Genomic DNA, 25,982 nt, shown 5'->3' with positions numbered 1-25,982 from the left:
AGGTCAAGGAAAAGAAGGACCGCATCGACGACGCGCTGAACGCCACGCGCGCGGCCGTCGAAGAAGGCATCGTTCCCGGCGGCGGTGTCGCGTTGCTGCGCGCCAAGGCTGTGCTGAAGGGGCTGACCGGAGCCAATGCCGATGTGACGGCAGGCATCTCGATTGTGTCGAGAGCGCTCGAAGCGCCGATCCGGCAGATCGCCGAGAATTCCGGCGTCGAAGGTTCGATCGTCGTCGGCAAGCTCCCCGAGGGCAAGGATCACAATCAGGGCTTCGATGCCCAGAACGAGGTCTATGTCGACATGATCAAGGCCGGCATCGTCGACCCGGCGAAGGTGGTACGGACGGCGCTGCAGGACGCGGGCTCCATTGCGGCGCTTCTGATCACGGCGGAAGCCATGATCACCGACGTTCCGGCGAAGGAAGCCGCTGCTTCGCCCGGCGGCATCGGCTATTGACCAGCCACTGCCGGAAACAAGCCTGAAAGACAGCCGCCGGGGTATCTTCCCCGGCGCGCACTATCGGCAAGGAGATCGATCAATGATCGCATTCGTCCCGAAGCCAAAGGCAGCGGCGAAAATCGAAGTGGCCGAGGAAAGCCGCTTCGATCGCATTCGCAGGCTTGCCGACAAGCACAGGAAAGCCAACGCCGGCATGATAGGCCGCGACCCGAAAAAGATCGCGGACAAGCGTCCCATGTGACGACTGCCAATGCTCGGCACCTCGCGCAAGCGCGGAACCTTCATCGCCCTTGTAGGCAGCGCCAAAATGGACGAATAGTCATAGCGGCGCGCCGCCGTGAAATTGCCGGCATGCGGTTTCTCAGTTGGCGGCATCGCCGCAGCCGGATCCTGGAATGGCCAGTCCTTTGGAACCACGCAAGAGAAGAGGTCCGATCGCCGCAAGGCTGCTGGCGGTGGATGCGTGGATTGATTCCTCGATCTACGAAATCGGCTTCAGGGCGCGCCAGTTCTGGGAAGCGGCGACCATCTTCTCGCGGCGTTTCCGTGTCGACGGCTGGCGCCGCGGCCTGATCGAACTGTTGAGTGAAGGCTTTACGCTCGGTGCCGGCGGCATCGTCGTCCTTTTGGCGCTGGCCTTGCCGGCCTTCCAGATAACCGCCGGCGACTGGCGCACGCAAGGCGACTTCGCCGTCACCTTCCTCGACCGCTACGGCAACGAGATCGGCCAGCGCGGCATCATCCAGCGCGATTCGGTGCCGGTCGACGAGATGCCCGACCATGTCATCAAGGCGGTGCTGGCGACCGAAGACCGCCGTTTCTTCGACCATTACGGGATCGATGTGCTCGGCCTGTCGCGCGCCATATTCGAGAATGTGCGGGCAAATTCCGTCGTCCAGGGCGGCTCGAGCATCACCCAGCAGCTGGCCAAGAACCTGTTCCTGACCAATGAGCGGACATTCGAGCGCAAGATCAAGGAAGCCTTCCTGTCGCTGTGGCTCGAAGCCAATCTGTCGAAGAAGGAAATCCTGCAACTTTACCTCGACCGCGCCTATATGGGCGGCGGCACCTTCGGCATCGAGGCGGCAGCCGATTTCTATTTCGGCAAGAGCGTCAAGGACCTGAACCTTGCCGAGGCGGCGATGCTGGCCGGCCTGTTCAAGGCGCCGACCAAATATGCGCCGCACATAAACCTGCCCGCCGCCCGGGCGCGGGCCAACGTGGTGCTGTCCAATCTGGTCGATTCCGGCTTCATGACCGAAGGCCAGGTGCTGCAGGCAAGATTGCACCCGGCCGAAATCGTCGACCGCGGCGAGCAGAAGAGCCCCGACTACTACCTCGACTGGGCCTTCGACGAGGTCAAGAAGATCGCCGCCAAGGGCGGCCCGCACTCGCTTGTCGCCCACACCACCTTCGACGCCAACATCCAGAAGGCGGCCGAAGAATCGATGGAGTTCCACCTCCGCCAGTTCGGCAAGGAATACAACGTCACCGAGGGCGCCATCGTCGTCATCGAGACCAATGGCGCGGTCAGGGCGATCGTCGGCGGCCGCGACTACGGCGCCAGCCAGTTCAACCGCGCCACCAAAGCGCTTCGCCAGACCGGCTCCTCGTTCAAGCCCTATGTCTACGCGACGGCGATGGAGCATGGCTTCACGCCGGATTCGGTGGTTTCCGGCGGGCCCATCTCCTGGGGCAGCTGGTCGCCCCACAATTACAATGGCGGGTCGGCCGGCAACGTCACGCTGATCACGGCGATGGCCAAATCGATCAACACGGTGCCGGTGCGGCTGGCCAAGGATTATCTCGGCATCAAGCCGATCAAGGCCATGGCCGAGGCGATGGGCGTCGAGTCGCCGCTGGAATCACACAAGACCATGGTGCTCGGCACGTCGGGCATGACCGTGATGGACCAGGCGACGGGTTACAGCGTATTTGCCCAGAACGGCCTTGCCGGAACCCGGCACGGCGTCAGCCAACTCTTCACCCGTACCGGCGAGGTGGTCTACGACTTCGCCAAGGATGCGCCGCCGCCACATCGGGTGCTGTCGGAGAAGGCGCTCAAATACATGAACACCATGCTGGCGGCGGTGCCGGTGATCGGCACTGCCCGGCGCGCGGCCCTTCCAAACATCGTCGTCGCCGGCAAGACCGGCACGACCCAGTCCTACCGCGATGCCTGGTTTGTCGGCTTTACCGGCAACTACACGGCCGCCGTCTGGCTCGGCAATGACGACTTCACCGCGACCAACAAGATGACCGGCGGCACGCTGCCGGCCATGGTGTGGCAGCGCCTGATGGTCTATGCGCACCAGAATATCGACCTCAGACCGATCCCCGGCCTCGATCACCCCTTCGTCGATGCCGAAATTGCCGCCAAGGCCGAGGACGCGGAAAAGAAGAACGCCGAACAGGCAGCTGCCGATGCCGCCGCCGAGCGTCCGCCGGTGCTGTCCAGCCGGACCACCCAGACCCTGAAGGAACTGACCAAGCTGTTCCAGGCGGCACCCGTGCTCGACGCGCCCGCTGCACCGGAAACCCTCTCGGCGCTGTGACGCCCAATTGCGCGGGGCCGCTTGCCACAAGGCCCTGCGCCGCGATATCCCCGAGCGGCAATCTTTCAGTCCCGGCCTTCGGTTCCCTGCCTCCTCATGCTCAAGAACGCCTTCCTGACACTGCTTTCGCTTGCCATCGCCGTCGTCGGCGGTGGCGGCAGCGTCTGGTATGCACTGAAGCTGCAGGATGGCGTCGGCGCCATCAGGATCGGCCAATGGACCGCCTTTCCCGACATCGGCACGCCGACGGCAGATCCCTATTCGAAGGCCCGCGTGGCTCGCGAAGGCGTGCTGGCGCTCGGACAGGCGGAAGGACTGTCCTTCATAGCCGAGCGCGATTCCGGCGGCGAACAGCTCCGGCGGCAATGTGCCTACAAGATTGCGGGCGGCTTTCCCACCGCCCGGTTCTGGACGCTTTATGCCGCCGACCAGTCGCTTGCCGTGGTCGAGACCGGCAAGCCGAGGCCGGCTGCGCTGCAGTCCTATGAAGTGCTGCGCCAGGCCGACAATGCGGTGGTCATTTCCGTCGGCAGCCGCCCTGCGCCCGGCAACTGGCTGCTGACCAGCGGCGCCGGCAAGATGTACTTGGTGCTTACGTTCTACGACACGCCGATCGCCAGCAGCACCGGTCTCTCGGACGTCACGCTGCCGCAGATCCAGAAGGTCGGCTGCAATGCGTAGCCTGCTGCATGCAGTGCTGCTCGGCCTGCTCGGCGCCGGCATCGTGCACATCATCGTGCTGCTGCTCGTCCCCGAGTTCTCCGAACGCGACGCCTGGTCGCGATTGGCCATGGCTTCGGATCTCTACAAGATGACCAGGCTCGACGCGGAAGCCGGCGGCGCGCCGGTGGTGAAATCGGTCGATCCGCTATTTTATGCGGCGGCATGCCGCTTCGACCTTGCCGAGGGGATGGTGCGGGTCAAGGCGCCGGGCAAGGTGCCGTTCTGGTCGATATCGGTCTATGACCGCGGCGGCCACAACATCTACTCGTTCAACGACCACAGCGCGACCGCAGGCATGCTCGACACCGTTGTGCTGACGCCGGCCCAGATGATCGAGGTCCGCAAGGATCTTCCCGAGGAACTGCAAGGGGCCATCTTCGTCGAGGCGCCGATAGAGGAAGGCGTATTTGTCATCCGTTCGTTCGTGCCCGACGACAGCTGGAAGCCGATCGTCTCGCGGTTTCTCGAACAGAGTTCCTGCGAACTGCAGGATTTTTAAGCCGGTTCCGATGCTCAGTGATGCGGTACCGGCAATGTTCCCGAAGGTCCCGGCTTGTCAGGGCCGGCCGGCCGCGTTTCGCCGGTCTGCGGCCGCTGTTCGTAGCGGACCCCGGGAAAGATGATCACTGCCGCCGGCGCGGTTTGTTGTGCTCGATTGGTTGCCGCCGTTCGCGGCACGAAAGACAGTACCATGCCCATGGTTCGCGTATTCCTCTCGGTTGCCCCGGAGCACAACGCAACGCCTCCATAGTCGATTAAGAAGGCAGTAGGTTAACGGAGCGCTAACGGATCGCCGCTAAATTGATCTTTGTTCTTGGGAAACGCGAAACCGGTACAGCCCGGCAGAGCGCTGTCCAGATCGTGTCGAGTGTCGGGCGTATCCTTCGTGTCAGCTTCGGATTTCAGGCAAATCGCAGCAGGAGCTGAATCGGGAAAGGCCGAAAGGCTGTTTCGCGCCGCGGTATCGGCGTTCTGCTCGCTCACCCGGCCTTCGCGCCGGGAAATCGCGCAGCTCGAAGACCTGACGCTGCCGCTGTTCGAGAATGTCTCGGTCGAATCGCGCCGCTACGTCGCGGCAGCCCTTTCCGAATGCGAATATGCACCCGCCGCGCTGGTGCGGCGGCTTTGCCAGGAGCGGGTCGACATCGCCGCTCCGCTGCTCATCCGCTCGCGCGCCCTTAGCGACGTCGACCTGATCGCGCTGATCGGACGTCACGGCCTGCCGCATGCCCGTGCCATTGCCCGCCGCAAGGATCTCAATCAAACGATCGCGGATCTCATCAAAGTGCTCGAAAGGCCGACGCTGGTGCGGTCGCAGCAGCAGCCGGAACCAACCGCCAAAGCCGCGTCCGAAAACGCCGAAGTGGTTGCGGGCGAGGTCAACAGGCAAGAGGCTTCCGATGCCGCTGAAACTGTACGCCGCCGGTTGCGATCCATGATGCGGGCCGAGAGCGGCGCCTCCATCAGTCCGTTCGTCGAGCCACAAACCTATGTCAAGCTGCGCGAGACCGCGCTGACCGGCAATGCGGCATTCTTCCAGACAGCGCTCGCCGATGCGCTCGAAGTCGATTTTTCAACGGCGCGGACGCTCACCGCGAGCCACAATTACACACCGCTGCTGGCCGCCTTGCGGGCGCTCGACCTCAGCGAAGACAAGGCGTTCCTGATCACGGCCGCCATCTATCCGACCGAGTTTCCGCACCCGCAGGCGATCCGCATCTTCCTCGACCGCTACCGCCTGCTGCACCGCGACGCGGCGTTGGACAGGCTCCGCGGCTGGAAGGCCGAGACCGTGTCGAAAATCGTTCGCAAGCCTGGGCGCGTCGCCGCAAATGCCGACCTGCGCAAGCCGAACAGCGCCGATATGACCGCCACCCCAAAGGCGCGTCGCGTCTGAAGGGCTTGCCGTTAAGACGCCTTGACCGAGATAAGCTGCTCGACGGGAATGGCGCCCGCCTCGATCTCGACCACCCAGATATCCGGATCGAATCTCTTCTCGCGCTCCAGCCGCGCGTCGAAGATGGCGGCATCGTCGCCTTCGCCAAGCAGGCTGAAAAAACGGTCGTCCGGCCTGGCTGAATCGTAACTCGTCTGCGGCGCCGGCCCGAACAGCGCCATCTCCCCTTGCCTGCCCCGCGCCAGCACGAAAACCGCGCCGGCTTCCGTCGCGCCGCGCTTGACCACGGCGGCAAAGCCGCCGGCGCTGAAAACCCGGCGCAACAGCGCCGACACCCACAGATCGGTGGTTACCCGCATGGAGTATTCCTGGACATGCGTCGGTCCTTACAGCATTGGCCGGAAAACCGTAACCGGTCTTTGCCGAGCGACCGGCGAGCGGCCGTCACGACCCTCAGTTGGTCAGGCCGATCTCGCGCATCTTGACGTAGACGATCTCGTCGGGCTCGCCGGTCTCGGGCAAGCCGAACAGCGCCTGGAATTCCTTGATCGCGGCCTTGGTGCGCGCGCCGACGACGCCATCCAATTGCATGTCGTCATTGCCGAACGCTTTCAGTCCGGCCTGGATCTTGACGATGCGGGGATCCGGCGCCGTCGCATTTGCCGGTGCGGACACCGGAATGGCGGCCGGAGCAGCGGCCGTTTCGACCGGCCGCGGCACCGGATGCGGTACCACGGCCGCGGTCTTTGGTGTGGCGCCCAGTTGATCCAGCAGGACGCTGTCGATCTCGCCGGAGGCATTCAATCCGACCTTCTGCTGATAGGCCTGGATGGCCTTGCGCGTATTCGGTCCGGGAATGCCGTCAACCGTGCCGGAATAGAAATCGAGATCCTTCAATATACCCTGGACCTGTTCGACGACCGGGTCGCTCTTGATCGGCGCAGCGGCCGGTCGCACGATATTGATGGTGGTTTCGGGCTCGTCGCTGTCCGCCCGGGGAGAGCGCTCGATGCTCCTGGTGACGAAAAACGCGCCGGCATGCGGAAAGGGCTGGTACCAAAGCGCGTTCGCCGAGACGTAGAACAGCGTCACCAGGAACGCGGTCGAGCCGCCGACCACAATAGGATTGCGCGAGATCAGGCTGCCCAGCGCCATCGCTCCGTGCTCGAAGGCATTGCCGCGGCGTTTGACCGCCTTAGGCTGTTTTGCGGAGCGACCCATTGCTCTCCCCTTTGCCACCGTCCGCTCTGGCTTTGGCTGCGGACATCGGCACCACGCCGGTTTTCTCCGTCGAACGCCCTGTCGGCCCACTCACGGGAAGGCTGATCGTCACCGTGGTGCCCTCGCCCGGCATGCTTTCGATCGACATTGTGCCCTCGTGCAGCGCCACCAGCCCCTTCACCAGCGAAAGCCCGAGGCCTGTACCTTCGAAACGGCGGGTATAGTCGTTCTGGATCTGCATGAACGGCTTGCCGAGATTGACGAAGTCTTCCTCGGCGATGCCGATGCCGGTGTCCCGCACCCAGAAATGCAGCCGCGAGCCGATGCGCTTGGCGCCGATGACGACATTGCCGCCTTCGGGCGTGAACTTGATCGCGTTAGAGACGAGATTGATCAGGATCTGCTGCACGGCGCGACGGTCGGCATTTATTTCGCCTGCGTCCGGCGCGATCTGGGCCTGCAGATCGATGGCCTTTGCCTCGGCTTGCAGGCGCATCATCGATTGGCACATCTCGACCGCTTCGCGGAAGCGGAACGGTTCCGGTTCGGTCGCGTAAGCGCCCGATTCGATCCGTGATACGTCGAGTATCGAGGTGACGACGGCAAGCAGGTGCTGGCCAGAATCCCTGACCAGCCCGACATATTCCTTCTGGCGCGGATCCTTGAAGCTGCCGAACATCTCGTGCAGCAACATGTCGGAAAAGCCGATGATGGCATTGAGCGGGGTGCGCAACTCATGGCTGACGACGGCAAGGAAGCGTCCTTTCGCCACCTCGGCGGAGGCAGCCGCCTCATTGGCAGCGGCAAGCTCCTGGCGCAGTCCGGCCAGTTCGTCGTTCTCGCGCAGAAGAAGCGTGAAGACAGTCTCCTGCCCCGGCGCGCGCATCATCTCGAGCGAGAACGGCCGGTAATTGTCGGCCGTCACGCCGCTGCTCTGCGGCAACCTTACGCGAAGGTCGAGCCGGGTCGACAGGTCGCCATCGCGCATATCGGCCAGCGCACTGAGATACGGGACGCGGTCGGACAGATGGATGCGATCGAAAAGTCCGGTGCCGAAAAGCAGCTCCGGCGGCAGCCTCAGCATAGTGCGTGCCTTAGCCGAGACGTCCAGAACCTCACCATGCGCAGCGATTCGCAGCACGACGGCGTCGATCAGGTCTTCGAGCCGGTGGCTGCCGGCCGGATCGAGCTGAGTGCTGGCGGTGGCACGAAGCGGAGCGATACGCGGAATGAGCGTGAGTGCCCAGGCCAGTGGTACCAGCCAGTGCCATGCGGCGATTTCGGTCTGGCCGAGCGGCAAGACGGAACCGGCTAAAGGCTGCAGCAAGACTGCGACAAAGGCCGATATGGCGCCCCAGATCACGGCACGGCGCGACTGGCCGATCCACCACGCTTCAAACGGCAGCGCTACCGCGAGCAAGGCAACCGGCGAGGCCACACCGCCGGCGGCACCGATAAGGGCACCCAGGGCAACGCTGCCGACGACCAGGGCGAGTTGGCCCGCCAGGGTCATCTTGCCCGAGGCAGCCACCAGCAGGGCGGCGAACCAGCAAAGGCCGAACGCCGCAAAGATCGCAGCCACAGTCACGGCCGCGCCCATTCCCGACGTGACCAGCGTCACCGCTGCACCCGCGCTGAAGAAAGGCGCCGCCAGCATGACGCCAATGAACCGGCTGTGGCGGCGACGATCGCTCTGGCCGAGTACGGACGGATGAACCATCCGTTCGCAACCGGCGGCTATCGCGCCCGGCAACTCGGCGTATCTGGCCTTGATCGCACTCAACTCAACGCACCCGGTCGTGAACGGCCCTGCTTTGCAGGCGGCTTTTGTCGATCCGAAACTCGCATCCAGCGTTTAAGGAATGGATAAGGCTGGGCCGATCGTCCCCCGGCAGGCTGCAAATATCGGTATACCGGCGGGGAAAAACCGGGGCAATTGCCGCCATAGTAAACGGAGCGTTATCCACACCGCCCGCGCCTGCACCTACGACCAATGGCATCAACCTGTCGCCGATTAAGAAAATGATCATGAAAAACAATAGGTTGGATAGTTATTATTTGCTGAATAAAATCTGAACCGTTCGAGGCAAATGAACTTCAAAACGCTTCGTTTCGAATCTGCCTAACATTTGAGGAAAACTGTTGCTTTCGGGACAAGCCGTCCTTTGCGCGTCTGTGTCAGTATCGCGGTACAAGGGTCGTGCGGTTCGGATGCATGACGTCATAAAGGACAGACAGATGGGCTTTCTGATAAGAGCTGCTTTCTGGTTTTCGCTGGTGCTTCTGGCGCTGCCGCTGGGTGTCGGCGCCGATGATGCGGGCCGCGAAAGCGTCGGGCCGCTCCAGGCGCTGTTTGCGGCGCGCGAAGCCGTCGGCGATATCGCCGGCATCTGCGAGCGCAAGCCGGACGTGTGCGAGACCGGCAAATCGGCAATGCACACCATCACCGCCCGGGCAAAGGAGACCGCCAAGATCGCGGCCGCCATGCTGGACGACAAGACCCCTGAACCCGATACGGTGACGACCACCGGCAGCGTGCCCGAGGAAATCGTGTTGCCGGCGAAAGTCGATCTGCCGGCGAAAGTGCACTTGCCGGCGAAGAACTGAGACTGTTTCGGCCGAATTCATCGCCGGACCGCAAGGCTCCCCATGCCCGGCGCCTGCGGCGTTTCTCCTCTTTTTCCGTGACGCGGCAGCGCCGGATCACTATATCCGGGAGCATGACGACGACGATCCAGACCATCCGCGACGACTTTTCCCTGCTCGACGAGTGGGAAGACCGCTATCGCTATGTGATTGAACTGGGTGAAGCGCTGCCGCCGTTTCCCGATGAGCAACGCATACAAGCCAACAAGGTGCCGGGCTGCGTCAGCCAGGTCTGGCTGACTACCGAGCAAGGCGGGGGTGTCGACCCCGTTATCACCTTCAAGGGCGATTCCGACGCGCATATCGTGCGCGGCCTGGTCGCCATCATGCTGGCGCTGTTTTCGGGACGGCCGGCCAGTGAAATCCAGAGGACCGACGCCGAGGCAACGCTAAAGGCGCTCGGACTTGACGAGCACCTGTCGCCGCAGCGCGCCAATGGTCTCCGCTCGATGGTCAAGCGCATCAAGCGTGACGCCGAGGCAGCGTTGAAGCAGACCGCCTGACCGCACGGCAGTTGCTGGCGGGCATGGCGGGTTCGACCTTGACCCCATAATACAAAACGGCGCCCGCAGGCGCCGTTTGAGTATCAAACCGGAAGAGCCCCTTGTCAGCGTCCCTTGCGCTTGCGGCCGAGACCCATCTTCTTGGCGAGCTGCGAACGGGCGGCCGCGTAATTGGGCGCAACCATCGGATAGCTCGGGTCCAGGTTCCACTTTTCGCGATACTGGTCGGGCGTGAGATCATAGTGGGTCATCAAGTGACGCTTGAGCGACTTGAACTTCTTGCCGTCTTCGAGACAGATGATGTAGTCGTCATGTACCGACCGCTTCGGATTTACCGCCGGCTTCTGCTTGTCGGCAGGCGGCTGCTCGGCGGCCCCGCCGACACGCCCGAGAGCGGCATGGACATCGGCGATAAGGTTCGGCAGTTCGCCGACCGGTACGGGATTGTTGCTGACATAGGCAGCCACCACATCGGCGGTGAGCTCGATCAGCGCGTCACTGTTTCTGGAAGGTGTTTCGGTAATATCCATGGCGTTCAGGTCCCAACGAGAATTGTTTCTGTCTACGCCCTATTTTTGGCAGGCAGGGCATCGCGCGAACTTGTGCAGGAAAAAGCCTCCGCGATTCGCGTCGCGGCATCTTAATGAGCCTGAGCGCCAAGTAAGTCAATTCGCTTCTTGCGGTCTATTCAGCGATACAAGTCAAATATTCCTCATTCAGCTTCACTCTTTCGTGCAAAGTGTAACCTTGCCGTTTTTTCTGGTCAGACCAGCATCGACTGACGCGGCGGCAAGCAGCCATTACACAAACGGCAGCAGGTAAATAGAGTTCGATGCTTGACCCTGCCGGCGGCATTACAGCCTGGATGATCGGTGGATTCAGTAAAATCATAGGTTGCGAAGCGTTACTGTTGCTCGCGAGCCGTCGCCGGAGCGGTGCGCTGTGTCATTGAAATGGGGTAATGTATTTCCGTAGACCCAGCCATATCGGCCACTTGCCAAGCCGCGAAGGCAGTTGCATGAGATTGACCGGCACTGGCAGGGTCATCGCAGCGACGGCGAGAACCGCGGCAGTCCGAGAAGAAATATTCGTTATCCGTTCCTCCAGCCCGTCCTCTCGAGCCACCACGACAATAGATCATAGCCCTTGAACCCGCGCTGCTCGGCGTGTTCATTCGCCATTCAAGTAGCTTCCACAGCGAGACGCAATGACCAGAACCCCAGTGTTTCCGACCGCCACGCCGCCGCAGCCGGAGAAGCGACCGATCTTCGACACGCATCACGGCATAACGCGGACGGACGATTATGCCTGGCTGAGGGCCGCCAATTGGCAAGAGATGTTCAGGGATCCGTCCCTGCTCGACGGCCAAATCCGCGCCCACCTCGAGGCCGAGAATGCTTATCAGGCGGCGCTGATGGCCGATACGGTCCAATTGCAGAAGCAGCTTTTCGCGGAAATGAAGGGACGCATCAAGGAAGACGATTCTTCCGTGCCGATGAAGGACGGACCTTACGCCTACGGCTCCTCCTTCAAGCTTGGCGGCCAGCAGCCGCGTTATTTCCGCACGGCGCGTGACGGCGGCGACAAGCAGATATTGCTCGACGGCGATGCCGAGGCCGAGGGCAAGCCCTATTTCCGCCTGGGCGGCGTCGATCATTCGCACGACCACAGCAAGCTGCTCTGGGCCTTCGACGACAAGGGTTCCGAATTCTACACGCTGCGCGTCCGCGATCTGGCCGGCGGCAACGATCTGGCGGACAGGGTCCCGGACACCGGCGGCGGCGGTGTGTGGGATGCCGGCAATGACGGTTTTTTCTACACCCGCCTCGACCCCAACCACCGTCCTTCCAAAGTGCTGTTCCATGCGCTTGGCGACGGTCCTGAAAACGACCGGCTGATCTACGAGGAGACCGATCCCGGCTTCTTCATGGATGTCGGTGGCACGCGCTCCAACGAGTGGATCATGATCGGCATCAACGATCATGAGACCTCGGAATACCGCATCATGAGCGCCAACGATCCGTTCGCAGAGCCGAAGCTGGTTGCGGCGCGCCAGACCGGCCTGCAGTACGAACTCGAGGAAGGCGGCGACATCTTCTTCATCCTCACCAATGCCGACGGCGCCAAGGACTTCAAGATCATGACGGCGCCGGCCCACGATCCGGTGCGCGCCAACTGGCAGGAACTGGTGCCGCACGAAGCGGGCCGGTTGATCCTTTCGGTGATCGGCTTCAAGGACCACATGGTCCGGCTCGAGCGCAAGGAAGGCCTGCCGCGCATCGTCGTACGCGACCGCAAGAGCGGCGAGGAGCACCTGATCTCCTTCGACGAGGAAGCCTTCTCGCTCGGCCTGTCCGGCTCCTACGAATACGACACCGAGATCATGCGCTTTTCCTATTCGTCGATGACGACCCCGGCGCAGGTCTTCGATTACAACATGCGCACCCGCGAGCGGATGCTGCTCAAGACCCAGGAAGTGCCGTCCGGCCACAACCCGGAGCACTACGTCACGCGCCGGCTGATGGCGCCTGCCGCCGACGGCGAACTGGTGCCGATCTCGCTCCTCCATCACCGCGACACGCCGCTCGACGGGTCCGCACCTTGCCTGCTTTACGGCTACGGCTCCTACGGCATCACCGTCCCGTCCGCGTTCAACACCAATCTGTTTTCGCTGGTCGACCGCGGCTTTGTCTACGCGATAGCCCATGTTCGCGGCGGCAAGGACAAGGGCTATGGCTGGTACGACGACGGCAAGCGGGTGAACAAGATGAACACGTTCACCGATTTCATCGCTGCCGCCCACCACCTCGTCGCCGAACGCTATACGCAGCATGACCGCATTGTCGCGCAAGGCGGTTCCGCCGGCGGCATGCTGATGGGCACGGTCGCCAACATGGCGCCGCAATGCTTCGGCGCCGTCGTCGCCGAGGTTCCCTTCGTCGACGTGCTCTCCACCATGCTCGACGCCAGCTTGCCGCTGACGCCGCCGGAATGGCCGGAATGGGGCAATCCGATCGCGTCGGCGGAGGATTACCGGACCATCGCCGCCTACTCGCCCTACGACAATGTCGCCGCACTCGACTATCCGCCGATCCTGGCACTGGCCGGCCTGACCGACCCGCGCGTCACCTATTGGGAGCCGGCCAAATGGGTGGCGCGGCTGCGCGACCGCAAGACGGGTGAAAATCCGGTGCTGTTCAAGATCAACCTGGATTCAGGCCATGCCGGCGCCTCCGGCCGGTTTTCAAGACTGGAGGAAATCGCCTTCACCTACGCCTTCGCGCTCAAGGTGACAGGCAAGGCCGAGCTTGCGGCGTGAACATCGGCGGATGAGCGGTCATTGCCTTCCGTTCCGCGACGTGGCTTCATTGGCGGTGAGAGTTGCGGAGCCCACCGATGATCGATCTCGCCACGTTGATAGCTTATGTCGCGGTTGTGCTTGGCTTTGTCTTCATCCCGGGTCCCGCCACTCTTCTGACGGTGGCGCGGGCAACCAGTTCCGGAACCAGGGTGGGCATTGCGACCGGCGCCGGGATCGCGGCCGGCGACGTGGTTCACACCTTCATGGCGATCGTCGGCATTTCGGCGATCATTGCCACGTCGGCGGCGCTTTTCAGCATAGTGAAGTACATCGGCGCAGCCTACCTCATTTATCTCGGCATTCGCGCGATCATCGAGAAAACGCCGGCCTATCCGGCCGCCGGCGCACTCGCGATCCCCGCTGCCAAAGCATTTCGGCAGGCTGTTTTGACCGAGGTTCTCAATCCCAAGACCGCGCTTTTCTTCCTCGCATTTCTTCCGCAGTTCGTGCGGCCTGAAAACGGATCGGTGATGCTTCAACTGGCGATATTGGGCGTCATCTTTGTTCTGTTGGGCCTCGTCAGCACGGTGGTTTTCGCCGTGGGTGCGGGCGGCCTCGGTGCATTCCTGCGCCGAAACCCGACGGTGCTGAGATGGCAAGGCAAGGCTGTCGGCGGTATCTATTGCGCCTTGGGCATCCGGCTGGCGCTGCAACAGCGCTAGGGTCTCGACAAGCGACGCCGTATGAGGCTTCGGATACTAGGCAGGCACAGTTGATTTTCCGCTCGCAATTGCAAAGGCCGCGCGCTACCCAGTGCGCGGCCTTTTCACGGTCGCCGCCAACACTCAATCATCCAGGGATCTGCCATGTTGCTCGTCGATGTCTATCTCGACAAATCGCCCATCCAGGGCATCGGCGTCTTTGCCAAGAACCACATTGCCCGCGGCACGCTGGTCTGGAAGCTCGACCCGAAATACGACCGGCGCATCGAGGTGGAGACCTATGAGCGGGAAACCGGGCCGGTCAAAACCTATCTCGACCGCTACGCCTATCCGGACCGGCGCGACCCGAACTACATCGTCTTCGAGGCCGATGATGCGCGCTACATGAACCATGCCGACGACCCGAATTGCGACGTCTCGCAGCCGGAGGAGACCTATGCCTTGCGCGACATTGCGCCCGGCGAGGAAATGACCTGCGACTACAATCACTTCTTCGAAACCGGCTTCGACTTTCTCGGCGACCGCTGACGCAACAGCTGTCAGCTCGCCGGCTTCTTGCGCGCCGGATAGCCGTTGGGATGCGGCGGCACGGCTTTCAGGTAGGCGGCGATCGCCGAGCGGTCCTCCGGGGTCAGCACGGCCATGTTCCGCTGCACGTCGACCATAGCGCCGCCGACCGTATCGAAATCCGGCGTGAAGCCGGTTTCGAGATAGTTGGCGACGTCGGCCTCGGACCAGTCCGCGATGCCGCCCTCGCCCGACGTGATGTTCGGCACGATGCCGCTGCCTTCGGCGGCGGCCGCACCTGCCAGCCATTGGCTCTTGCTGGTGCCGCCGGCAAGATCCCGCGGCGTGTGGCATTCGCCGCAATGGCCGGGGCCTTCGACCAGATAGCGGCCTGTCAACACCGGATCCGGTGTGCCGTCGGGAAAGGAAACGACCGGCTGGTCACTCAAATAGAGCAGCTTCCACAAGCCAAGACCGCGTCGGACGTTGAAGGGAAATGCCAGCGAATTGGCGGGCGCCTTGCCGGCGACCGCGGGTAACGTCTTCAGGAATGCATAGAGATCGGCAATGTCGGCCGGCTTCATGCGCGCGTAGGAAGCATAGGGAAATGCCGGATAGAGATGCTCGCCCGACGGCGACACGCCCTTCAGCATGGCGTTGGCAAGATCCTCGACCGACCAGGCGCCGATGCCGTCCCTGGTATCCTGCGATATGTTCGGCGGCACGAAGCTGCCGAACGGCGTCTTGAGCTCAAGGCCGCCGACCAGCCGAAGGCGGGCGTCGCCTTGCGAGCCGGGCTTGGCATGACAGGATGTGCAGCCGCCGGCGTAGAAGATGCGCTTGCCCCTGGCGGCGTCGCCGGGACCAAGCTCAGCCAGCGTTGCGGCATCGACCCTGACCGGAGCCGACAGCAACCAGCCGGCAATCGCGGCCGCGCCGCCCAGAACGAGGGCGGCGCCGACAAATTTCTTCAGCAAGCGCATTGCCCGCTATCAGCCTTTTTTTACCCGGTAGTTTTGATGGCAGTTGCCGCAGCCGCCGCCAATGGTGTTGAACTGCGCCTTCAACGCGTCGGCATCCGCAGGTGCTGCGGCGACCGCCGCCTTGACGTCGGCGAGGTACTTGCCTTCAGCCGTCTTGAAGCCGGCCATGTCCTGCCAGATTTTTGGGGACGCCGTGGTGTCGCCGGTGTCGCTGCCGGCCGGGAAAAGCGTGTCGACGCCGGCATGGAATTTCTCGGCATTGACCTGCAGTGCCTGCAACGCCGTCAGCACCGAAGCTGCGTCGTAGGGCGTCTCGCCCTTGACCACTTTCGACAAGCCGGCGGCGATCTTGCCACGTTCCTTCATCAGGGCCTGCCGGTCGGCTACCGGGTCGGCAAATGCCGCCGAACCAGCGAAGGCGAGCATCGAGATGGCGAGGATAAGCTTTCTCATTCACTTGGCTCCATGTTGAAGGCAAATTCAGGATGCGGTCCCACCCCGATGACAAACGGCAAGGATGGCCTAAAAATTCCGACGCTTCGCCTCACGCTTGCGTGAAATTTTTGCAGCTGTCGTTCTGATGCTGAAAAAGAAAAGCCCCGGTTCTGCCGGGGCTTTTCTGGAACGGATCAGGCCTTTTCGTAGAGCTCGAGCACATAGTCCCAGTTGATGAGACTGTCGACGAAGGCTTCGAGATATTTCGGCCGGGCGTTGCGATAGTCGATGTAGTAGGAGTGTTCCCAGACATCGACGCCGAGGATCGGCGTCGCGCCATGGACGAGCGGGTTCTCGCCATTCGGCGTCTTCGAGATAGCCAGCTTGCCGTCCTTGACCGAGACCCAGGCCCAGCCCGAACCGAACTGGGTGGTGCCGGCGGCGATGAAGTCGGCCTTGAACTTGTCGTAGCCGCCAAGGTCGCTGTCGACCGCCTTTTGCAATGCGCCGGGCAGCTTGTTGCCGCCGCCGCCCTTCTTCATCCATTTCCAGAAATGGATGTGATTGTAGTGCTGGGCGGCATTGTTGAAGAGGCCCGCATTCTTGCCGAAGGACTGTTTGACGGCCTCTTCGACCGACAAATCGCCCATGCCCGCCTCGGCGGCCAGCTTGTTGCCGTTGTCGACATAGGCCTTGTGGTGCTTGTCGTGATGATATTCCAGCGTTTCCTTGGACATATAAGGCTGCAAAGCCTCGTAATCATAGGGCAAGGCGGGCAATTCAAAAGCCATCGGTCGTACTCCCTCGTGGAAAAATCCGGTGTCGATACCGGACTAACATAGGACTGGATTGGTCTGGAACAACTCCGGAAACGAAGCGCCGGCCGCTTTTTAGCGGGTCAGCCGGGCGAAGTCGAATGCGCCCATTCCCAATAGAGTTCGCGCGCCTTCTTGGCCACCGGTCCGGGCTGCAGATTGCGATCCTCGATACGGGTGACCGGCACCACTTTCGAGTGGTTTCCGGTCGAGAAGATTTCGTCCGCCTCCAGGAAATCGCGGATCGACAGCGTCTTTTCTGTCGTCGTGAACCCGTATTCGCCAAGCAGGGCCATGGTGCGCGCGCGGGTGATGCCGGAAAGGAAGGTGCCGTTCGGCGCCGGCGTCAGGACATGGCCGTCCTTGACCAGAAAAATATTCGACGTGCCGGTCTCGGCGACATTGCCCAGCATGTCGAGCACGAGCGCATTGTCGAAGCCGCGCATCTTGGCTTCGAGGATGGCCCGGCCGTTGTTGGGATAAAGGCAGCCGGCCTTGGCATTGGTCGGCATGGTTTCGATGGTCGGGCGCCGGAACGGCGACACCGTCACCGAAAACCCCGCCGGCGAGATCATCGGCGATTCATAGAGGCAAAGGCAGAAACGCGTCGAGGCCGGGTCGGCCGGCACGCCCATATAGCCGCCATGCTCGGCCCAATACATCGGCCTGATATAGACCGCCGTCTTGCCGTCGAACTTCTTCAGCCCGTCCCAGGTCAGGCCGACGATCCTGTCGGTGCTCATCGTCGGCTTCAGGCCGAGCGCGATCGCCGAGGCGTTTACCCTTGCCGCATGGCGATCGAGATCGGGAGCGACGCCCTCGAACCAGCGGGCGCCGTCGAACACGCTGGTGCCGAGCCACATGGCGTGACTGCGCGGCCCTAGAATGGCAACATTGCCCTCGTACCAGTCGCCGTCGACGAAGGTCCATGTCGCGGATTGCGCCGCAGTCGCCAGTGTCATTGCCAGGTTCCGTTCGATGCTTGTTGCGGCGCATTGGAAGATGCTTTGGCGGCCGCCGTCAACCGGCTTGGCTGAGATTTGTTGAGGCCAGCGGGCTGGCGGACTGCAATCAGCGCTTGCGCCTTGCCTTACGCGGCCTCAAAACTGTCGAATGCAGTTCGCGGCTTACGTTTTCGACGCCTATGGCACGCTGTTCGACGTGCATGCGGCCGTGCGCCGTCACGCCGACCAGATCGGGCCGGACGGCCAGTTGCTGTCCGATATCTGGCGCGCCAAGCAGCTGGAATATTCCTGGGTCAGGACGCTGATGGGGGCCTATGCCGATTTCTGGCAGCTCACCGAGCAGGCCCTCGACTTCGCCCTGCGCAAGGTTCCATCCGCCGATGCCGGGCTGAGGGCGAAGCTGCTCGAGGCCTATTGGCGGCTGGACTGCTATCCGGAGGTACCGGCCGTGCTCAAGGCGCTCAAGGCATCGGGGGCAAGGCTGGCGATCCTGTCCAACGGTTCGCCTGAGATGCTGGAAGCGGCCGTCAAATCCGCCGCGCTCGACCAGGTCCTGGACGACATCTATTCCGTCGACAGCGTCAAGCGCTTCAAGACCGATCCGTCGGTCTACGACATGGTCACCACGGGCTGGCGCCTCTATCCGGGCGCTGTCTCTTTCCAGTCATCCAACCGCTGGGACGTCGCCGGCGCCACCAAATTCGGCTTCAGGACGGTGTGGATCAACCGCGCCAATCAGCCAGAGGAATACCGGGATTTTCCACCGGCCCTGATCCTGCCGTCCCTTGAAGGTCTGGTCGCCGGGGGGTGACACCGGAATGTTGCGTCGGCGCAACAGTGACGATCCAGTCACAGCTTTGCCTTTGTTTGTCCACCCTGCGGCCAGAATTGGAACCGCCTATCGCGCCGGGCATTGCTCGGGCAACCGCGCGCAACCGGGCGCATTCATGCTTTGTTGCGATTTGAGACTTAAAAAAGGCAATCATGTTCACACCCCCATCGTCCTCTCTGCGCCTGAGCCGTCGCGGTTTCCTCAACGCAGCAGCCCTTGGCGCCGCCTCGGTCGCGGTCTCCAGTTGCACCACGCTGTCGCAACAGCCGGTCGAGCCGCCGCCGCCGACCTATGTCGAGCCGGCGCTTGGCGACTATGTGACGATGTATGGGCCGATGTCGGATGGCGGCTTCGAGCTGCCGGCCATACCGGTCGACAAGATCGACCCGCAGTTCCTGCGCCAGATCGTTGACGATCCGACCGGGCAGCAGCCGGGCACCATCGTCGTCGACACCACCAATCACTTCCTCTATCTGGTGCGCCCGGGCGGCCAGGCGATCCGCTATGGCGTCGGCCTCGGCCGCGCCGGCTTCGAATGGTCGGGCGATGCGGTGGTCCAATGGAAGCAGAAATGGCCGAAATGGACGCCGCCGGACGAAATGATCGCCCGCCAGCCCGAACTAAGACCGTACAGCGCCGACAATGGCGGCATGCCCGGTGGGCTCAAGAACCCGCTTGGCGCGCGGGCGCTCTATCTCTTCCAGGGCAACCAGGACACGCTCTACCGCTTGCACGGTTCGCCGGAATGGCGGTCGATCGGCAAATCGGTGTCGTCGGGCTGTGTTCGCCTGATGAACCAGGACATTATCGATCTCTACGACCGAGTGCCGAACAAGACCCCGGTCGTGGTGACGGCCGATATCGGCCAGCCGATGGTGGCGACAGCAAACCGCAAAGCCATCCCGATCGACGCAGGCGTGCCGGAAGGATCGATCCTGCTCGGCCCGGTCAAGGCGATCACAGACTCGATCTTCTGAGCTGACGGAAGCACAGGCGGGATTGCTCACGGCTCCTGCTGGTTTTGCCGAGCGTCGGCTTGCCCGTGCCGGTGCCCGCCTTTGGATTTGATGCTTACGTTGAGGCGGACTTTGCCGCACCTGTGTGCAGACGCCACCAGTGACAGCTCATGACCCCGGAGCGGACATTTCGCGCTCAGAAGGGATTATCACGGTGATCGGAGGGATACCCCTCCTGTCATCCTGACCGTATTTGTGCTGGATGCGCTCTGACAGGTGCGATGCCGTGGCAGGTTTTTGTAGACCTTGGCGCGAAGGAATGATCCAAAATGTAACCCTGGCCATGCCAATTGCTTCAACGATCGATGCAATCCACTCAGAGCAGGTTGATCGCAATTTGCACGTTGCCGCGCGTCGCTTTCGAGTACGGACAAATGTCGTGCGCCTCGTCGATCAGGGCTCGTGCGGTATTGTACTCCACGCCAGGCAGGCTGACGTTGAGCCGAGTGCTGAGAGAGTAGCCGTCGTCCCCGAGATTTAGATCAACCTCGGCATCGATTCTCACTCCGGCCGGCAGCATAATTTTTTGTTCGTGAGCCACAGACGCAACCGCGCTTGCGAAGCTGGCCGACCAGCCGGCTGCAAGCAGTTGCTCCGGGTTGGTGCCGATGCGCGCCGATCCGGGTATGGAAAGCCTGATGTCCAGAAGGCCATCAGAGCTGCGCGAGGCGCCATTCTCGCGGCCACCTGTGGTTGCGGTCCTGGCCGTGTAAACAACCCTTGCGATCGGGTTCATAGGCATTCTTTTGGTGGTTGTCGTACCTGCCGGAGGGGCGGCGCCGCGAACTCGATCACGCGTCGACCTCGACAACGGCGTCGGCAAAGGCCTGTGGTGCTTCCTGAGGTAGGTTGTGTCCAATGCCGCCCATGACTACCCGGTGGCTATATCTGCCTGAAAACATCTTGGCGTAAGCGCTGGCGTCCGGATGCGGCGCGCCATTGGCGTCGCCCTCGAGCGTCATCGTGGGCACGGAGATGACGGGTGCCTGAGCAAGCCGCTGCTCCAGTGGATCATATTGCACCTCGCCTTCTGCCAGGCCGAGCCGCCAGCGATAATTGTGGATGACGATCGCGACGTGATCCGGATTGTCGAAGGCCGCAGCACTCCGCTCGAACGTGGGCTCATCGAAATTCCATTGCGGCGAGGCGAGCTGCCAAATCAGCCTGGCGAAATCGCGCGTATATTTCTCGTAGCCGACACGGCCGCGATCGGTAGCGAAGTAATATTGGTACCACCATTGCAGCTCGGCCTTCGGCGGCAGCGGCAGTTTGCCGGCTTGCTGGTTGCCGATGAGATAGCCGCTCACCGAGACCATCGCCTTGCAGCGTTCCGGCCACAGGACGGCGATGATGTTCGCCGTCCGAGCGCCCCAGTCGCAGCCGGCAATCGTCGCCTTCTCGATACCCAGCGCATCCATCAGCGCGACGATGTCGGCAGCGATGGCCGACTGCTGACCATTGCGCATCGTCTCGTCCGACAGGAACCGCGTCGTGCCGTATCCGCGCAGGTAGGGCACGATCACGCGGCGGCCTTTCGCCGCCAGAATGGGCGCAACGTCGACATATGTGTGGATGTCGTAAGGCCAGCCATGGAGAAGGATAACGGGCGGACCGTCGGCAGGGCCGGCCTCTGCATAGCCGACATTAAGGACACCGGCATCGATCTGCCTGGGTTCGCCGAACGAGTTCTTTGCCGTGTGCATCGCAGACGCCGTCGTCTGGTCGACTCCAATGGGCGCCGCCTTCGCTGTCGCGGTCATGCCGAGTTCGGCAAGCGTCATGCCCATTGCGGCTGCACCGATCAGGCGACGGCGGCGCTCATCGATTTTGTCGCAAACACTGATCGTGTTCATAGTGATGTCTCTTTGTGATGAGGCAATGTGCTTTGTTCCTGCGTAGTCACGAGACGAGCTGCTGGCCGCCGTCGAGGTCGTATGTCGCGCCCGTCAGCGCCGTGTTGCTCATGATGTGAACGGCGAGCGCGGCGACATCAGCCGGTCCGACGACACGTCGGATTGGCAGCGTCGCGCGCAGTTCATCGCGCCGCTTGTCGAGGTTGTCGCCGAGCAGCGACGCCGACAGTGGCGTGTCGACGAAGCCTGCGGCGATCAGGTTGACGCGTATCGGCGCGAGCTCGAGCGCGAGATTGGCGATGAGCGCGGGGAACGCGACGGTAACCGTCGAGACGATCGCGAGGCCTGGTTTTGGGCGGCGTGCGCCCGTGCCGCCCATGAATATCAGTGAGCCGGCCGACCCGACCTTGCCAGCGGCGCTGCGTGCCACATTGAGCGCGAGCAATAGGTGGTCCGTGAGATCGTGTCGTGCCTCCTCGGGAGGAATTTCGAGGGGAGAGCGATAATGGGGAGCGCCGGCAGTAACCATCACATGGTCGATCAAGTCCGGCAGATCTTGAAAGAACGACTTCAGCTGGGTCGCATCATTGGCGTCGAAGGCGGCGGTGCCCTCAGCGCTAATCTCACACGCTGCTTGATCGAGGCGGTCGCGATTGCGTCCGGTGAGGATGACGCGGGCGCCTTCGGCGCGGGCACGCCGGGCGGTCTCCAGACCGATGCCGGCGCTACCGCCGATGACGACGACGGTCTGGCCAAGAAGGTCAGGTTCGCGCTGAGTGGGGATGGCTGCGGTACTCATGATTTCCTCCGATAAAGGCCGTCAGGTCGCCACGATCTCCGCAGGCCGCGAACGAATACGGCGCCAGTGTGCCGCCGTCTGGAAGCTCTTCCTACTGCGGCAGTTCCTCGCCAGACTGCTCGGCCACTATGTATTCGGCGTACCAGTCCGGCCAGTTCTCGTCACGCTGGCCGCCGGTCCGCTTCTCGTGCTCTCCGTGGGCGACCGACGCGCGCCGCATTGCGGCGGCCAGGTCGCCCTCGGAGGCGAAGCTCGTCGCCTTCGAGTCGATCCGGCCCGGAAACCGGGTGGTGATCTCCTGGAGCAGCCAGCCGTTCCCGTCGGGATCGCTGAACGTTGCAAAGGAGACGTAGCTGCGTCCCTCCGGGTCCCGACCATTGACAGCAGGCTGTCCCGGACCGGCACGGTGGAACACTTCGCTCACATCTGCACCGTGAGCGATGAGCTCGGCGCGCGCCGCTACGATGTCGGACACGATGAGATAGAGACCCTGTGTCGACCCCGGCGCGGCCGAGGTGACAGCCTTGCCGAAGTGGATCGAGCCAGGCGAGCCCGGAGGCGTGAACTGCACAACCCGGAACATGTCGCCGACCGCGAAGTCGGCATCGAGCCGCCAGCCGAGGCCCTCGTAGAACTGCTTGGAGCGGTCGACGTCTGCGACCGGAATAACGACAACCTCGAACTTCAGGTCGACGGGACGTGCGCTTGCGGTGTCGGAGGTCTTTTCGCCCTGACGGGCCGTTGCGATGTCTGACATGGTCGTTTTCTTTCCAGTTGGGTGGGACCTGGTCCTGCCCGATCGTTGCCACGTAATGACCGAGCCTGTTCTGGATCTCTCTGCTGCATGTCGGCCAGAGCCAAGTTCTCTTCGACGTATTTTGACGCGTCGAGCGCACGGAAACGGTCCGCCGGAGTGCAGAGTGAGATGCGCACGGTTGGCCATTCCCTCGCGTGTGAGATCGATCATCACCTACGCCTCGGCGGCCGAGGTCTGGACGGCAGAAATCGAGTCGATGATTTGGTCTGTCGTGACAATCGCGCTGGCGTAGTTCGGCATGTTGATGTCGAGAGCCGCGTGCATCTCCTCATCCGAGTAGTCTGCCGTCGCGTCCCTCACCATGGTTACGTCGTAGCCGAGCTCGGCGGCGAAGCGAACGGTCGCTTCGACGCAGGTGTGTGCGATCAGTCCGATGACAATGAGTTTCTGGATTCCGTGCCTTTTCAGCTGCAGATCCAGATCCGTATTGGCGAACCCACTGGAACACCAATGTTCGGTCGCGACAGTTTCGCCTGGCTTGGGCTCGAACTCGGACCGAATCTCGCCGCCCCAGGTGCCGTATTCAAAGCTCTTGCTCTTCCATGCTCTCTTCTGGACGGGCGCGACGTAAGTCCATGTCTCATAGTCGCCCGGACGGTATCGATGATGCATTGCATAGAAGACGCGAAGCTTAGCTTGACGCGCGGCATTCAGGACTTGCAGCATGTGAGGCACGCAGCCGTTCGCCTCTGCGACAGCCCGGATGCGGGGCCATATCTTGCCCCCATCGGAAATGAAGTCGTTGTACGGATCGATCACCAAAAGTGCGGTGACCTCCCGGTCATGTGCGTGCCTCGTCATTGTGCCTCCTCCATGGAGCGGCTACATCACAAGAAAGATGCTGCCGCTCAGTTCCTGAGCGCGGCTCGTTCGATGCTGGCCGCAAAAAGCGGCGTCTCGCCCTTGTTGTGAGCGATCGACATGGGCTGGCGCTGTGACCGAAGCACCTCGAACGGGATGCCCTGGCGCTCGAAGAAGGCCATGAATTCCTTCGTGGCCCAGGACCGGACGTGGTTGGTAAACTCACATCGGCGACTGTCGATAGCCTTGACGCTCAGCTCCCAACGCACATGGATCGTGGTGCGGCCCGTAGGCGTGAAGAGGTCTGAAACCGACTCCAGGATGAGGTGATCCTTGCGGCCAAGCGTCTCGACATAGTGTTGCACCATCAGGCTGCCGCCGATGATCTCGACATTGATCGACATGCGCTTGCCATCCGGCGCCGTCGTGAAACCCGCCGCTATGTGGGCAGGCGAACACCCCTGATATTCATGTTCGGACAGCGCGAAGCACCAGTTGGGAATGTCAATCTTCTCGATCGGCGCGTTGATGATAGCCGTAAAGCTTGAATCGACGATTTCATGGTCCTCGACGGGGGCTGCCATCTTCGTGATGGGTTCGTGCGATGCGGAAGAGTGCGCGATTGCTGACATGGCGTTCTCCTTTGTCCCGGGTTCAATCGGGTTGCCTTGGACAGTCGAGCAGGTGTGACTGCAAGCGGAACCCTGTGAGGGGTTCAGATTTGCTGGCGCAGCGGACGAAATGCCGTCCGGAGTTCGGCGGTGAAGGCCGCGGGCTGCTCCCAGGCTGCGAAATGGCCGCCCTTGGGGAGCCGGTTGTAATGGATAAGCTTCGGATACGCCTTTTCAGCCCAGGTCTCCGGCGCCTGGTAGATCTCGTCCGGGAAGGCGCTCACAGCGACCGGGATCTTGATGCCCCTGGGGTCGAAGAAGCCTCCCGTCGGGTGGTGCGCGTTGTCCCAATAAAGACGCGCCGAGGAGATCGCCGTGTTGGTCAGCCAGTACATCGTGACATTGTCCAGGATATCGTCCTTCGTCAGCCCTTCCGGCTGCCCGTCGAAGACGCGTGCGATCAGCTCGTAGCTGCGGATGTCGTGGTCGAGCATCCAGGCTGCGAGACCAACCGGCGAGTCGACGATGCCGTAGAGCGTCTGCGGGCGATTGTTCATCTCGATCGCGTAGCCCAGCCCGTTCTTGTAGAAATCGTCGAGCTGGTCCCAGGCGCGCTTCTCGTCGGGCGAGAGGCCGGCGGGCGCCCGGCCGCCGGCGGCAAGCGCCTTCGAGATGTCGGCGGGCACGGTGGCAGCCATGTTGGTGTGGATGCCAAGCAAGCCCGGAGGCTCTTGCAGCGCCATCGTCTCCGACACGGCGTTGCCCCAGTCGCCGCCCTGCGCGACGTATCTCGTGTAACCGAGGCGTTGCATCAGCATCGCCCACGCTTTGGCGATGCGGACAGGTGTCCATCCCGGTGCGGTCGGCTTGCCTGAGAAGCCGTAACCAGGCAGCGAGGGGATCACCACATGAAATGCGTCCGCTTCGCTCCCGCCGTTGGCGGTTGGATTGGTGAGCGGCTCGATGACCTTCAACTGCTCGATGATCGAGCCAGGCCAGCCATGCGTGATAATTACCGGCAATGCATTCTCATGCCTGGAGCGGACATGGATGAAGTGGATGTCCAGCCCGTCGATCTCGGTGATGAACTGCGGCAGGGCATGGAGCCGGGTCTCCATCTTGCGCCAGTCGTAATCCGTCGCCCAGTACTTCGCGAGCTTCTGCATTGTGGCGAGCTGCACGCCCTGGGTGTCGTCAGCCACATTCTCCTGGTCCGGCCAGCGGGTCGCGGCGACGCGTCGGCTAAGCTCGTCGATTTCCTCCTGAGGAAAGCTGACCTTGAAGGGCCGGATCGCATCGCCCGCGGCTGCGGCGACCGATGGGAGCAGGCTGGCAGTACCTACGGCGGCAATGCCCATTGCGGCCGTGCTCAAAACCAGGCGGCGGTCCTGATCGATTAGTTCGGGAGTCTTGGTCGTATTCATGGGTCTCTCCTGGGGGGTGCTCGGTGCTGCCGAAAACTTACGCCCGCAGGACGAGAATCGCCCGTTATGTGTTGTGAGCCCCCTGTTAGTGGCTG

General features: G+C 62.5%; 29 protein-coding genes. 13 read left to right on the top strand and 16 right to left on the bottom strand.

Annotation, left to right across the window (positions count from 1 at the left end; translation table 11 throughout):
- The 5 genes from NKH04_RS17225 to NKH04_RS17205 form a co-directional block, all read left to right on the top strand.
- On the top strand, positions 1-458 hold a 458-nt coding region (locus tag NKH04_RS17225), incomplete at its 5' end, for a TCP-1/cpn60 chaperonin family protein (protein WP_353044638.1).
- 82 nt (positions 459-540) lie between these two features.
- Positions 541-702, top strand: coding sequence for a hypothetical protein (locus NKH04_RS17220; RefSeq protein ID WP_352501782.1), 162 nt, complete (start codon positions 541-543; stop codon positions 700-702).
- 154 nt (positions 703-856) lie between these two features.
- Positions 857-3,016: a transglycosylase domain-containing protein gene (locus NKH04_RS17215; RefSeq protein ID WP_353044637.1), complete on the top strand. Its 2,160-nt coding sequence runs from the start codon at positions 857-859 to the stop codon at positions 3,014-3,016.
- A gap of 96 nt (positions 3,017-3,112) precedes the next feature.
- The gene (locus tag NKH04_RS17210) at positions 3,113-3,697 is read left to right on the top strand and encodes a DUF1214 domain-containing protein (protein ID WP_353044636.1); all 585 of its coding nucleotides are present in this window, start codon (positions 3,113-3,115) and stop codon (positions 3,695-3,697) included.
- Positions 3,690-4,238 (top strand): DUF1254 domain-containing protein, encoded by a 549-nt coding sequence (locus tag NKH04_RS17205; RefSeq protein WP_352471000.1) that lies wholly within the window; start codon positions 3,690-3,692, stop codon positions 4,236-4,238. The genes NKH04_RS17210 and NKH04_RS17205 overlap by 8 nt, the downstream gene beginning before the upstream one ends.
- A gap of 14 nt (positions 4,239-4,252) precedes the next feature.
- Here the strand turns inward: NKH04_RS17205 and NKH04_RS17200 are convergent, their stop codons facing one another.
- The gene (locus tag NKH04_RS17200; RefSeq protein WP_352540743.1) at positions 4,253-4,438 is read right to left on the bottom strand and encodes a hypothetical protein; all 186 of its coding nucleotides are present in this window, start codon (positions 4,436-4,438) and stop codon (positions 4,253-4,255) included.
- 187 nt (positions 4,439-4,625) lie between these two features.
- Here NKH04_RS17200 and NKH04_RS17195 point away from each other — a divergent pair, with 187 nt between their 5' ends.
- Positions 4,626-5,636: a DUF2336 domain-containing protein gene (locus NKH04_RS17195; protein ID WP_352833150.1), complete on the top strand. Its 1,011-nt coding sequence runs from the start codon at positions 4,626-4,628 to the stop codon at positions 5,634-5,636.
- Between the two features lie 11 nt (positions 5,637-5,647).
- On the opposite strand, the gene NKH04_RS17190 is transcribed toward NKH04_RS17195, so the two are convergent.
- From NKH04_RS17190 to NKH04_RS17180, 3 genes are all read right to left on the bottom strand, one after another.
- Positions 5,648-5,995: a DUF1491 family protein gene (locus NKH04_RS17190; protein WP_352833147.1), complete on the bottom strand. Its 348-nt coding sequence runs from the start codon at positions 5,993-5,995 to the stop codon at positions 5,648-5,650.
- Between the two features lie 94 nt (positions 5,996-6,089).
- Positions 6,090-6,857, bottom strand: coding sequence for a peptidoglycan-binding domain-containing protein (locus NKH04_RS17185; protein ID WP_353044635.1), 768 nt, complete (start codon positions 6,855-6,857; stop codon positions 6,090-6,092).
- Positions 6,832-8,577 (bottom strand): ATP-binding protein, encoded by a 1,746-nt coding sequence (locus NKH04_RS17180; protein WP_353044641.1) that lies wholly within the window; start codon positions 8,575-8,577, stop codon positions 6,832-6,834. Before NKH04_RS17180 ends, NKH04_RS17185 begins: the two co-directional genes overlap by 26 nt.
- Positions 8,578-9,095: 518 nt before the next feature.
- Here NKH04_RS17180 and NKH04_RS17175 point away from each other — a divergent pair.
- Together NKH04_RS17175 and NKH04_RS17170 are read left to right on the top strand one after the other, a co-directional pair.
- The gene (locus NKH04_RS17175) at positions 9,096-9,464 is read left to right on the top strand and encodes a DUF5330 domain-containing protein (RefSeq protein ID WP_353044634.1); all 369 of its coding nucleotides are present in this window, start codon (positions 9,096-9,098) and stop codon (positions 9,462-9,464) included.
- 113 nt (positions 9,465-9,577) lie between these two features.
- Positions 9,578-10,006 carry a SufE family protein gene (locus NKH04_RS17170; protein WP_023677843.1) on the top strand — a complete coding sequence of 143 codons (429 nt, stop codon included), beginning with the start codon at positions 9,578-9,580 and terminating at the stop codon, positions 10,004-10,006.
- A gap of 104 nt (positions 10,007-10,110) precedes the next feature.
- Here the strand turns inward: NKH04_RS17170 and NKH04_RS17165 are convergent, their stop codons facing one another.
- Complete coding sequence (locus NKH04_RS17165; protein WP_023677844.1) at positions 10,111-10,536, bottom strand: Ros/MucR family transcriptional regulator; 426 nt, start codon at positions 10,534-10,536, stop codon at positions 10,111-10,113.
- A 677-nt stretch (positions 10,537-11,213) separates the two neighbouring features.
- Between NKH04_RS17165 and NKH04_RS17160 the strand changes: the two genes are divergently transcribed.
- The 3 genes from NKH04_RS17160 to NKH04_RS17150 all read left to right on the top strand — a co-directional run bounded on the left by NKH04_RS17160 (position 11,214) and on the right by NKH04_RS17150 (position 14,557).
- Positions 11,214-13,325, top strand: coding sequence for a S9 family peptidase (locus NKH04_RS17160; RefSeq protein WP_353044633.1), 2,112 nt, complete (start codon positions 11,214-11,216; stop codon positions 13,323-13,325).
- A 77-nt stretch (positions 13,326-13,402) separates the two neighbouring features.
- Positions 13,403-14,029 (top strand): LysE family translocator, encoded by a 627-nt coding sequence (locus NKH04_RS17155; protein WP_352501776.1) that lies wholly within the window; start codon positions 13,403-13,405, stop codon positions 14,027-14,029.
- 144 nt (positions 14,030-14,173) lie between these two features.
- Positions 14,174-14,557, top strand: coding sequence for an SET domain-containing protein (locus NKH04_RS17150; protein WP_352470993.1), 384 nt, complete (start codon positions 14,174-14,176; stop codon positions 14,555-14,557).
- Between the two features lie 11 nt (positions 14,558-14,568).
- Here NKH04_RS17150 and NKH04_RS17145 read toward each other — a convergent pair whose 3' ends face one another.
- The 4 genes from NKH04_RS17145 to NKH04_RS17130 all read right to left on the bottom strand — a co-directional run bounded on the left by NKH04_RS17145 (position 14,569) and on the right by NKH04_RS17130 (position 17,731).
- Positions 14,569-15,519, bottom strand: a complete 951-nt coding sequence (locus tag NKH04_RS17145; protein ID WP_352614934.1) for a cytochrome c — start codon at positions 15,517-15,519, stop codon at positions 14,569-14,571.
- A 9-nt stretch (positions 15,520-15,528) separates the two neighbouring features.
- Complete coding sequence (locus NKH04_RS17140; protein WP_352449059.1) at positions 15,529-15,972, bottom strand: c-type cytochrome; 444 nt, start codon at positions 15,970-15,972, stop codon at positions 15,529-15,531.
- Between the two features lie 176 nt (positions 15,973-16,148).
- Entirely contained in the window at positions 16,149-16,745 is a 597-nt protein-coding gene (locus NKH04_RS17135) for a superoxide dismutase (RefSeq protein WP_023677850.1), read from the bottom strand.
- A gap of 107 nt (positions 16,746-16,852) precedes the next feature.
- Entirely contained in the window at positions 16,853-17,731 is an 879-nt protein-coding gene (locus tag NKH04_RS17130) for a branched-chain amino acid aminotransferase (RefSeq protein ID WP_352470990.1), read from the bottom strand.
- 151 nt (positions 17,732-17,882) lie between these two features.
- Here NKH04_RS17130 and NKH04_RS17125 point away from each other — a divergent pair, with 151 nt between their 5' ends.
- Positions 17,883-18,545 (top strand): haloacid dehalogenase type II, encoded by a 663-nt coding sequence (locus NKH04_RS17125; protein ID WP_352470989.1) that lies wholly within the window; start codon positions 17,883-17,885, stop codon positions 18,543-18,545.
- A gap of 173 nt (positions 18,546-18,718) precedes the next feature.
- On the top strand, positions 18,719-19,543 hold the full coding sequence (locus NKH04_RS17120) for a L,D-transpeptidase (protein WP_352540739.1): 825 nt from the start codon (positions 18,719-18,721) through the stop codon (positions 19,541-19,543).
- 355 nt (positions 19,544-19,898) lie between these two features.
- Here NKH04_RS17120 and NKH04_RS17115 read toward each other — a convergent pair whose 3' ends face one another.
- From NKH04_RS17115 to NKH04_RS17085, 7 genes are all read right to left on the bottom strand, one after another.
- Complete coding sequence (locus NKH04_RS17115; protein WP_352470987.1) at positions 19,899-20,318, bottom strand: Ohr family peroxiredoxin; 420 nt, start codon at positions 20,316-20,318, stop codon at positions 19,899-19,901.
- 55 nt (positions 20,319-20,373) lie between these two features.
- On the bottom strand, positions 20,374-21,435 hold the full coding sequence (locus NKH04_RS17110) for an alpha/beta fold hydrolase (protein WP_352470986.1): 1,062 nt from the start codon (positions 21,433-21,435) through the stop codon (positions 20,374-20,376).
- A gap of 46 nt (positions 21,436-21,481) precedes the next feature.
- Positions 21,482-22,234 (bottom strand): SDR family oxidoreductase, encoded by a 753-nt coding sequence (locus tag NKH04_RS17105; protein WP_352614930.1) that lies wholly within the window; start codon positions 22,232-22,234, stop codon positions 21,482-21,484.
- A gap of 91 nt (positions 22,235-22,325) precedes the next feature.
- Complete coding sequence (locus tag NKH04_RS17100) at positions 22,326-22,982, bottom strand: VOC family protein (protein ID WP_502896488.1); 657 nt, start codon at positions 22,980-22,982, stop codon at positions 22,326-22,328.
- A 222-nt stretch (positions 22,983-23,204) separates the two neighbouring features.
- The gene (locus NKH04_RS17095) at positions 23,205-23,852 is read right to left on the bottom strand and encodes a cysteine hydrolase family protein (protein ID WP_352501766.1); all 648 of its coding nucleotides are present in this window, start codon (positions 23,850-23,852) and stop codon (positions 23,205-23,207) included.
- A gap of 47 nt (positions 23,853-23,899) precedes the next feature.
- Entirely contained in the window at positions 23,900-24,436 is a 537-nt protein-coding gene (locus NKH04_RS17090; protein WP_352471106.1) for a hypothetical protein, read from the bottom strand.
- Between the two features lie 131 nt (positions 24,437-24,567).
- Positions 24,568-25,887, bottom strand: a complete 1,320-nt coding sequence (locus tag NKH04_RS17085; RefSeq protein WP_502904286.1) for an epoxide hydrolase family protein — start codon at positions 25,885-25,887, stop codon at positions 24,568-24,570.
- Between the last annotated feature and the right edge of the window lie 95 nt (positions 25,888-25,982).

The sequence above is a fragment of the Mesorhizobium sp. M1365 genome (genome assembly GCF_040317865.1).
In the GTDB taxonomy this organism is placed as follows: domain Bacteria; phylum Pseudomonadota; class Alphaproteobacteria; order Rhizobiales; family Rhizobiaceae; genus Mesorhizobium.
Note: the sequence above shows the minus strand (reverse complement) of the source record. Positions and strands in the feature narration are given on the sequence as shown.

Excerpts from the sequence above, each read along its gene's own strand:
- NKH04_RS17085 (WP_502904286.1), bottom strand. The coding sequence starts at position 25,887 with ATGAATACGACCAAGACTCCCGAACTAATCGATCAGGACCGCCGCCTG.
- NKH04_RS17150 (WP_352470993.1), top strand. The coding sequence starts at position 14,174 with ATGTTGCTCGTCGATGTCTATCTCGACAAATCGCCCATCCAGGGCATC.
- NKH04_RS17125 (WP_352470989.1), top strand. The coding sequence starts at position 17,883 with ATGCAGTTCGCGGCTTACGTTTTCGACGCCTATGGCACGCTGTTCGAC.
- NKH04_RS17160 (WP_353044633.1), top strand. The coding sequence starts at position 11,214 with ATGACCAGAACCCCAGTGTTTCCGACCGCCACGCCGCCGCAGCCGGAG.
- NKH04_RS17135 (WP_023677850.1), bottom strand. The coding sequence starts at position 16,745 with ATGGCTTTTGAATTGCCCGCCTTGCCCTATGATTACGAGGCTTTGCAG.
- NKH04_RS17095 (WP_352501766.1), bottom strand. The coding sequence starts at position 23,852 with ATGACGAGGCACGCACATGACCGGGAGGTCACCGCACTTTTGGTGATC.
- NKH04_RS17130 (WP_352470990.1), bottom strand. The coding sequence starts at position 17,731 with ATGACACTGGCGACTGCGGCGCAATCCGCGACATGGACCTTCGTCGAC.
- NKH04_RS17190 (WP_352833147.1), bottom strand. The coding sequence starts at position 5,995 with ATGCGGGTAACCACCGATCTGTGGGTGTCGGCGCTGTTGCGCCGGGTT.
- NKH04_RS17180 (WP_353044641.1), bottom strand. The coding sequence starts at position 8,577 with ATGGTTCATCCGTCCGTACTCGGCCAGAGCGATCGTCGCCGCCACAGC.
- NKH04_RS17205 (WP_352471000.1), top strand. The coding sequence starts at position 3,690 with ATGCGTAGCCTGCTGCATGCAGTGCTGCTCGGCCTGCTCGGCGCCGGC.
- NKH04_RS17215 (WP_353044637.1), top strand. The coding sequence starts at position 857 with ATGGCCAGTCCTTTGGAACCACGCAAGAGAAGAGGTCCGATCGCCGCA.
- NKH04_RS17185 (WP_353044635.1), bottom strand. The coding sequence starts at position 6,857 with ATGGGTCGCTCCGCAAAACAGCCTAAGGCGGTCAAACGCCGCGGCAAT.
- NKH04_RS17140 (WP_352449059.1), bottom strand. The coding sequence starts at position 15,972 with ATGAGAAAGCTTATCCTCGCCATCTCGATGCTCGCCTTCGCTGGTTCG.
- NKH04_RS17220 (WP_352501782.1), top strand. The coding sequence starts at position 541 with ATGATCGCATTCGTCCCGAAGCCAAAGGCAGCGGCGAAAATCGAAGTG.
- NKH04_RS17170 (WP_023677843.1), top strand. The coding sequence starts at position 9,578 with ATGACGACGACGATCCAGACCATCCGCGACGACTTTTCCCTGCTCGAC.
- NKH04_RS17200 (WP_352540743.1), bottom strand. The coding sequence starts at position 4,438 with ATGGGCATGGTACTGTCTTTCGTGCCGCGAACGGCGGCAACCAATCGA.
- NKH04_RS17120 (WP_352540739.1), top strand. The coding sequence starts at position 18,719 with ATGTTCACACCCCCATCGTCCTCTCTGCGCCTGAGCCGTCGCGGTTTC.
- NKH04_RS17110 (WP_352470986.1), bottom strand. The coding sequence starts at position 21,435 with ATGAACACGATCAGTGTTTGCGACAAAATCGATGAGCGCCGCCGTCGC.
- NKH04_RS17115 (WP_352470987.1), bottom strand. The coding sequence starts at position 20,318 with ATGAACCCGATCGCAAGGGTTGTTTACACGGCCAGGACCGCAACCACA.
- NKH04_RS17210 (WP_353044636.1), top strand. The coding sequence starts at position 3,113 with ATGCTCAAGAACGCCTTCCTGACACTGCTTTCGCTTGCCATCGCCGTC.
- NKH04_RS17105 (WP_352614930.1), bottom strand. The coding sequence starts at position 22,234 with ATGAGTACCGCAGCCATCCCCACTCAGCGCGAACCTGACCTTCTTGGC.
- NKH04_RS17155 (WP_352501776.1), top strand. The coding sequence starts at position 13,403 with ATGATCGATCTCGCCACGTTGATAGCTTATGTCGCGGTTGTGCTTGGC.
- NKH04_RS17145 (WP_352614934.1), bottom strand. The coding sequence starts at position 15,519 with ATGCGCTTGCTGAAGAAATTTGTCGGCGCCGCCCTCGTTCTGGGCGGC.
- NKH04_RS17090 (WP_352471106.1), bottom strand. The coding sequence starts at position 24,436 with ATGGCAGCCCCCGTCGAGGACCATGAAATCGTCGATTCAAGCTTTACG.
- NKH04_RS17175 (WP_353044634.1), top strand. The coding sequence starts at position 9,096 with ATGGGCTTTCTGATAAGAGCTGCTTTCTGGTTTTCGCTGGTGCTTCTG.
- NKH04_RS17165 (WP_023677844.1), bottom strand. The coding sequence starts at position 10,536 with ATGGATATTACCGAAACACCTTCCAGAAACAGTGACGCGCTGATCGAG.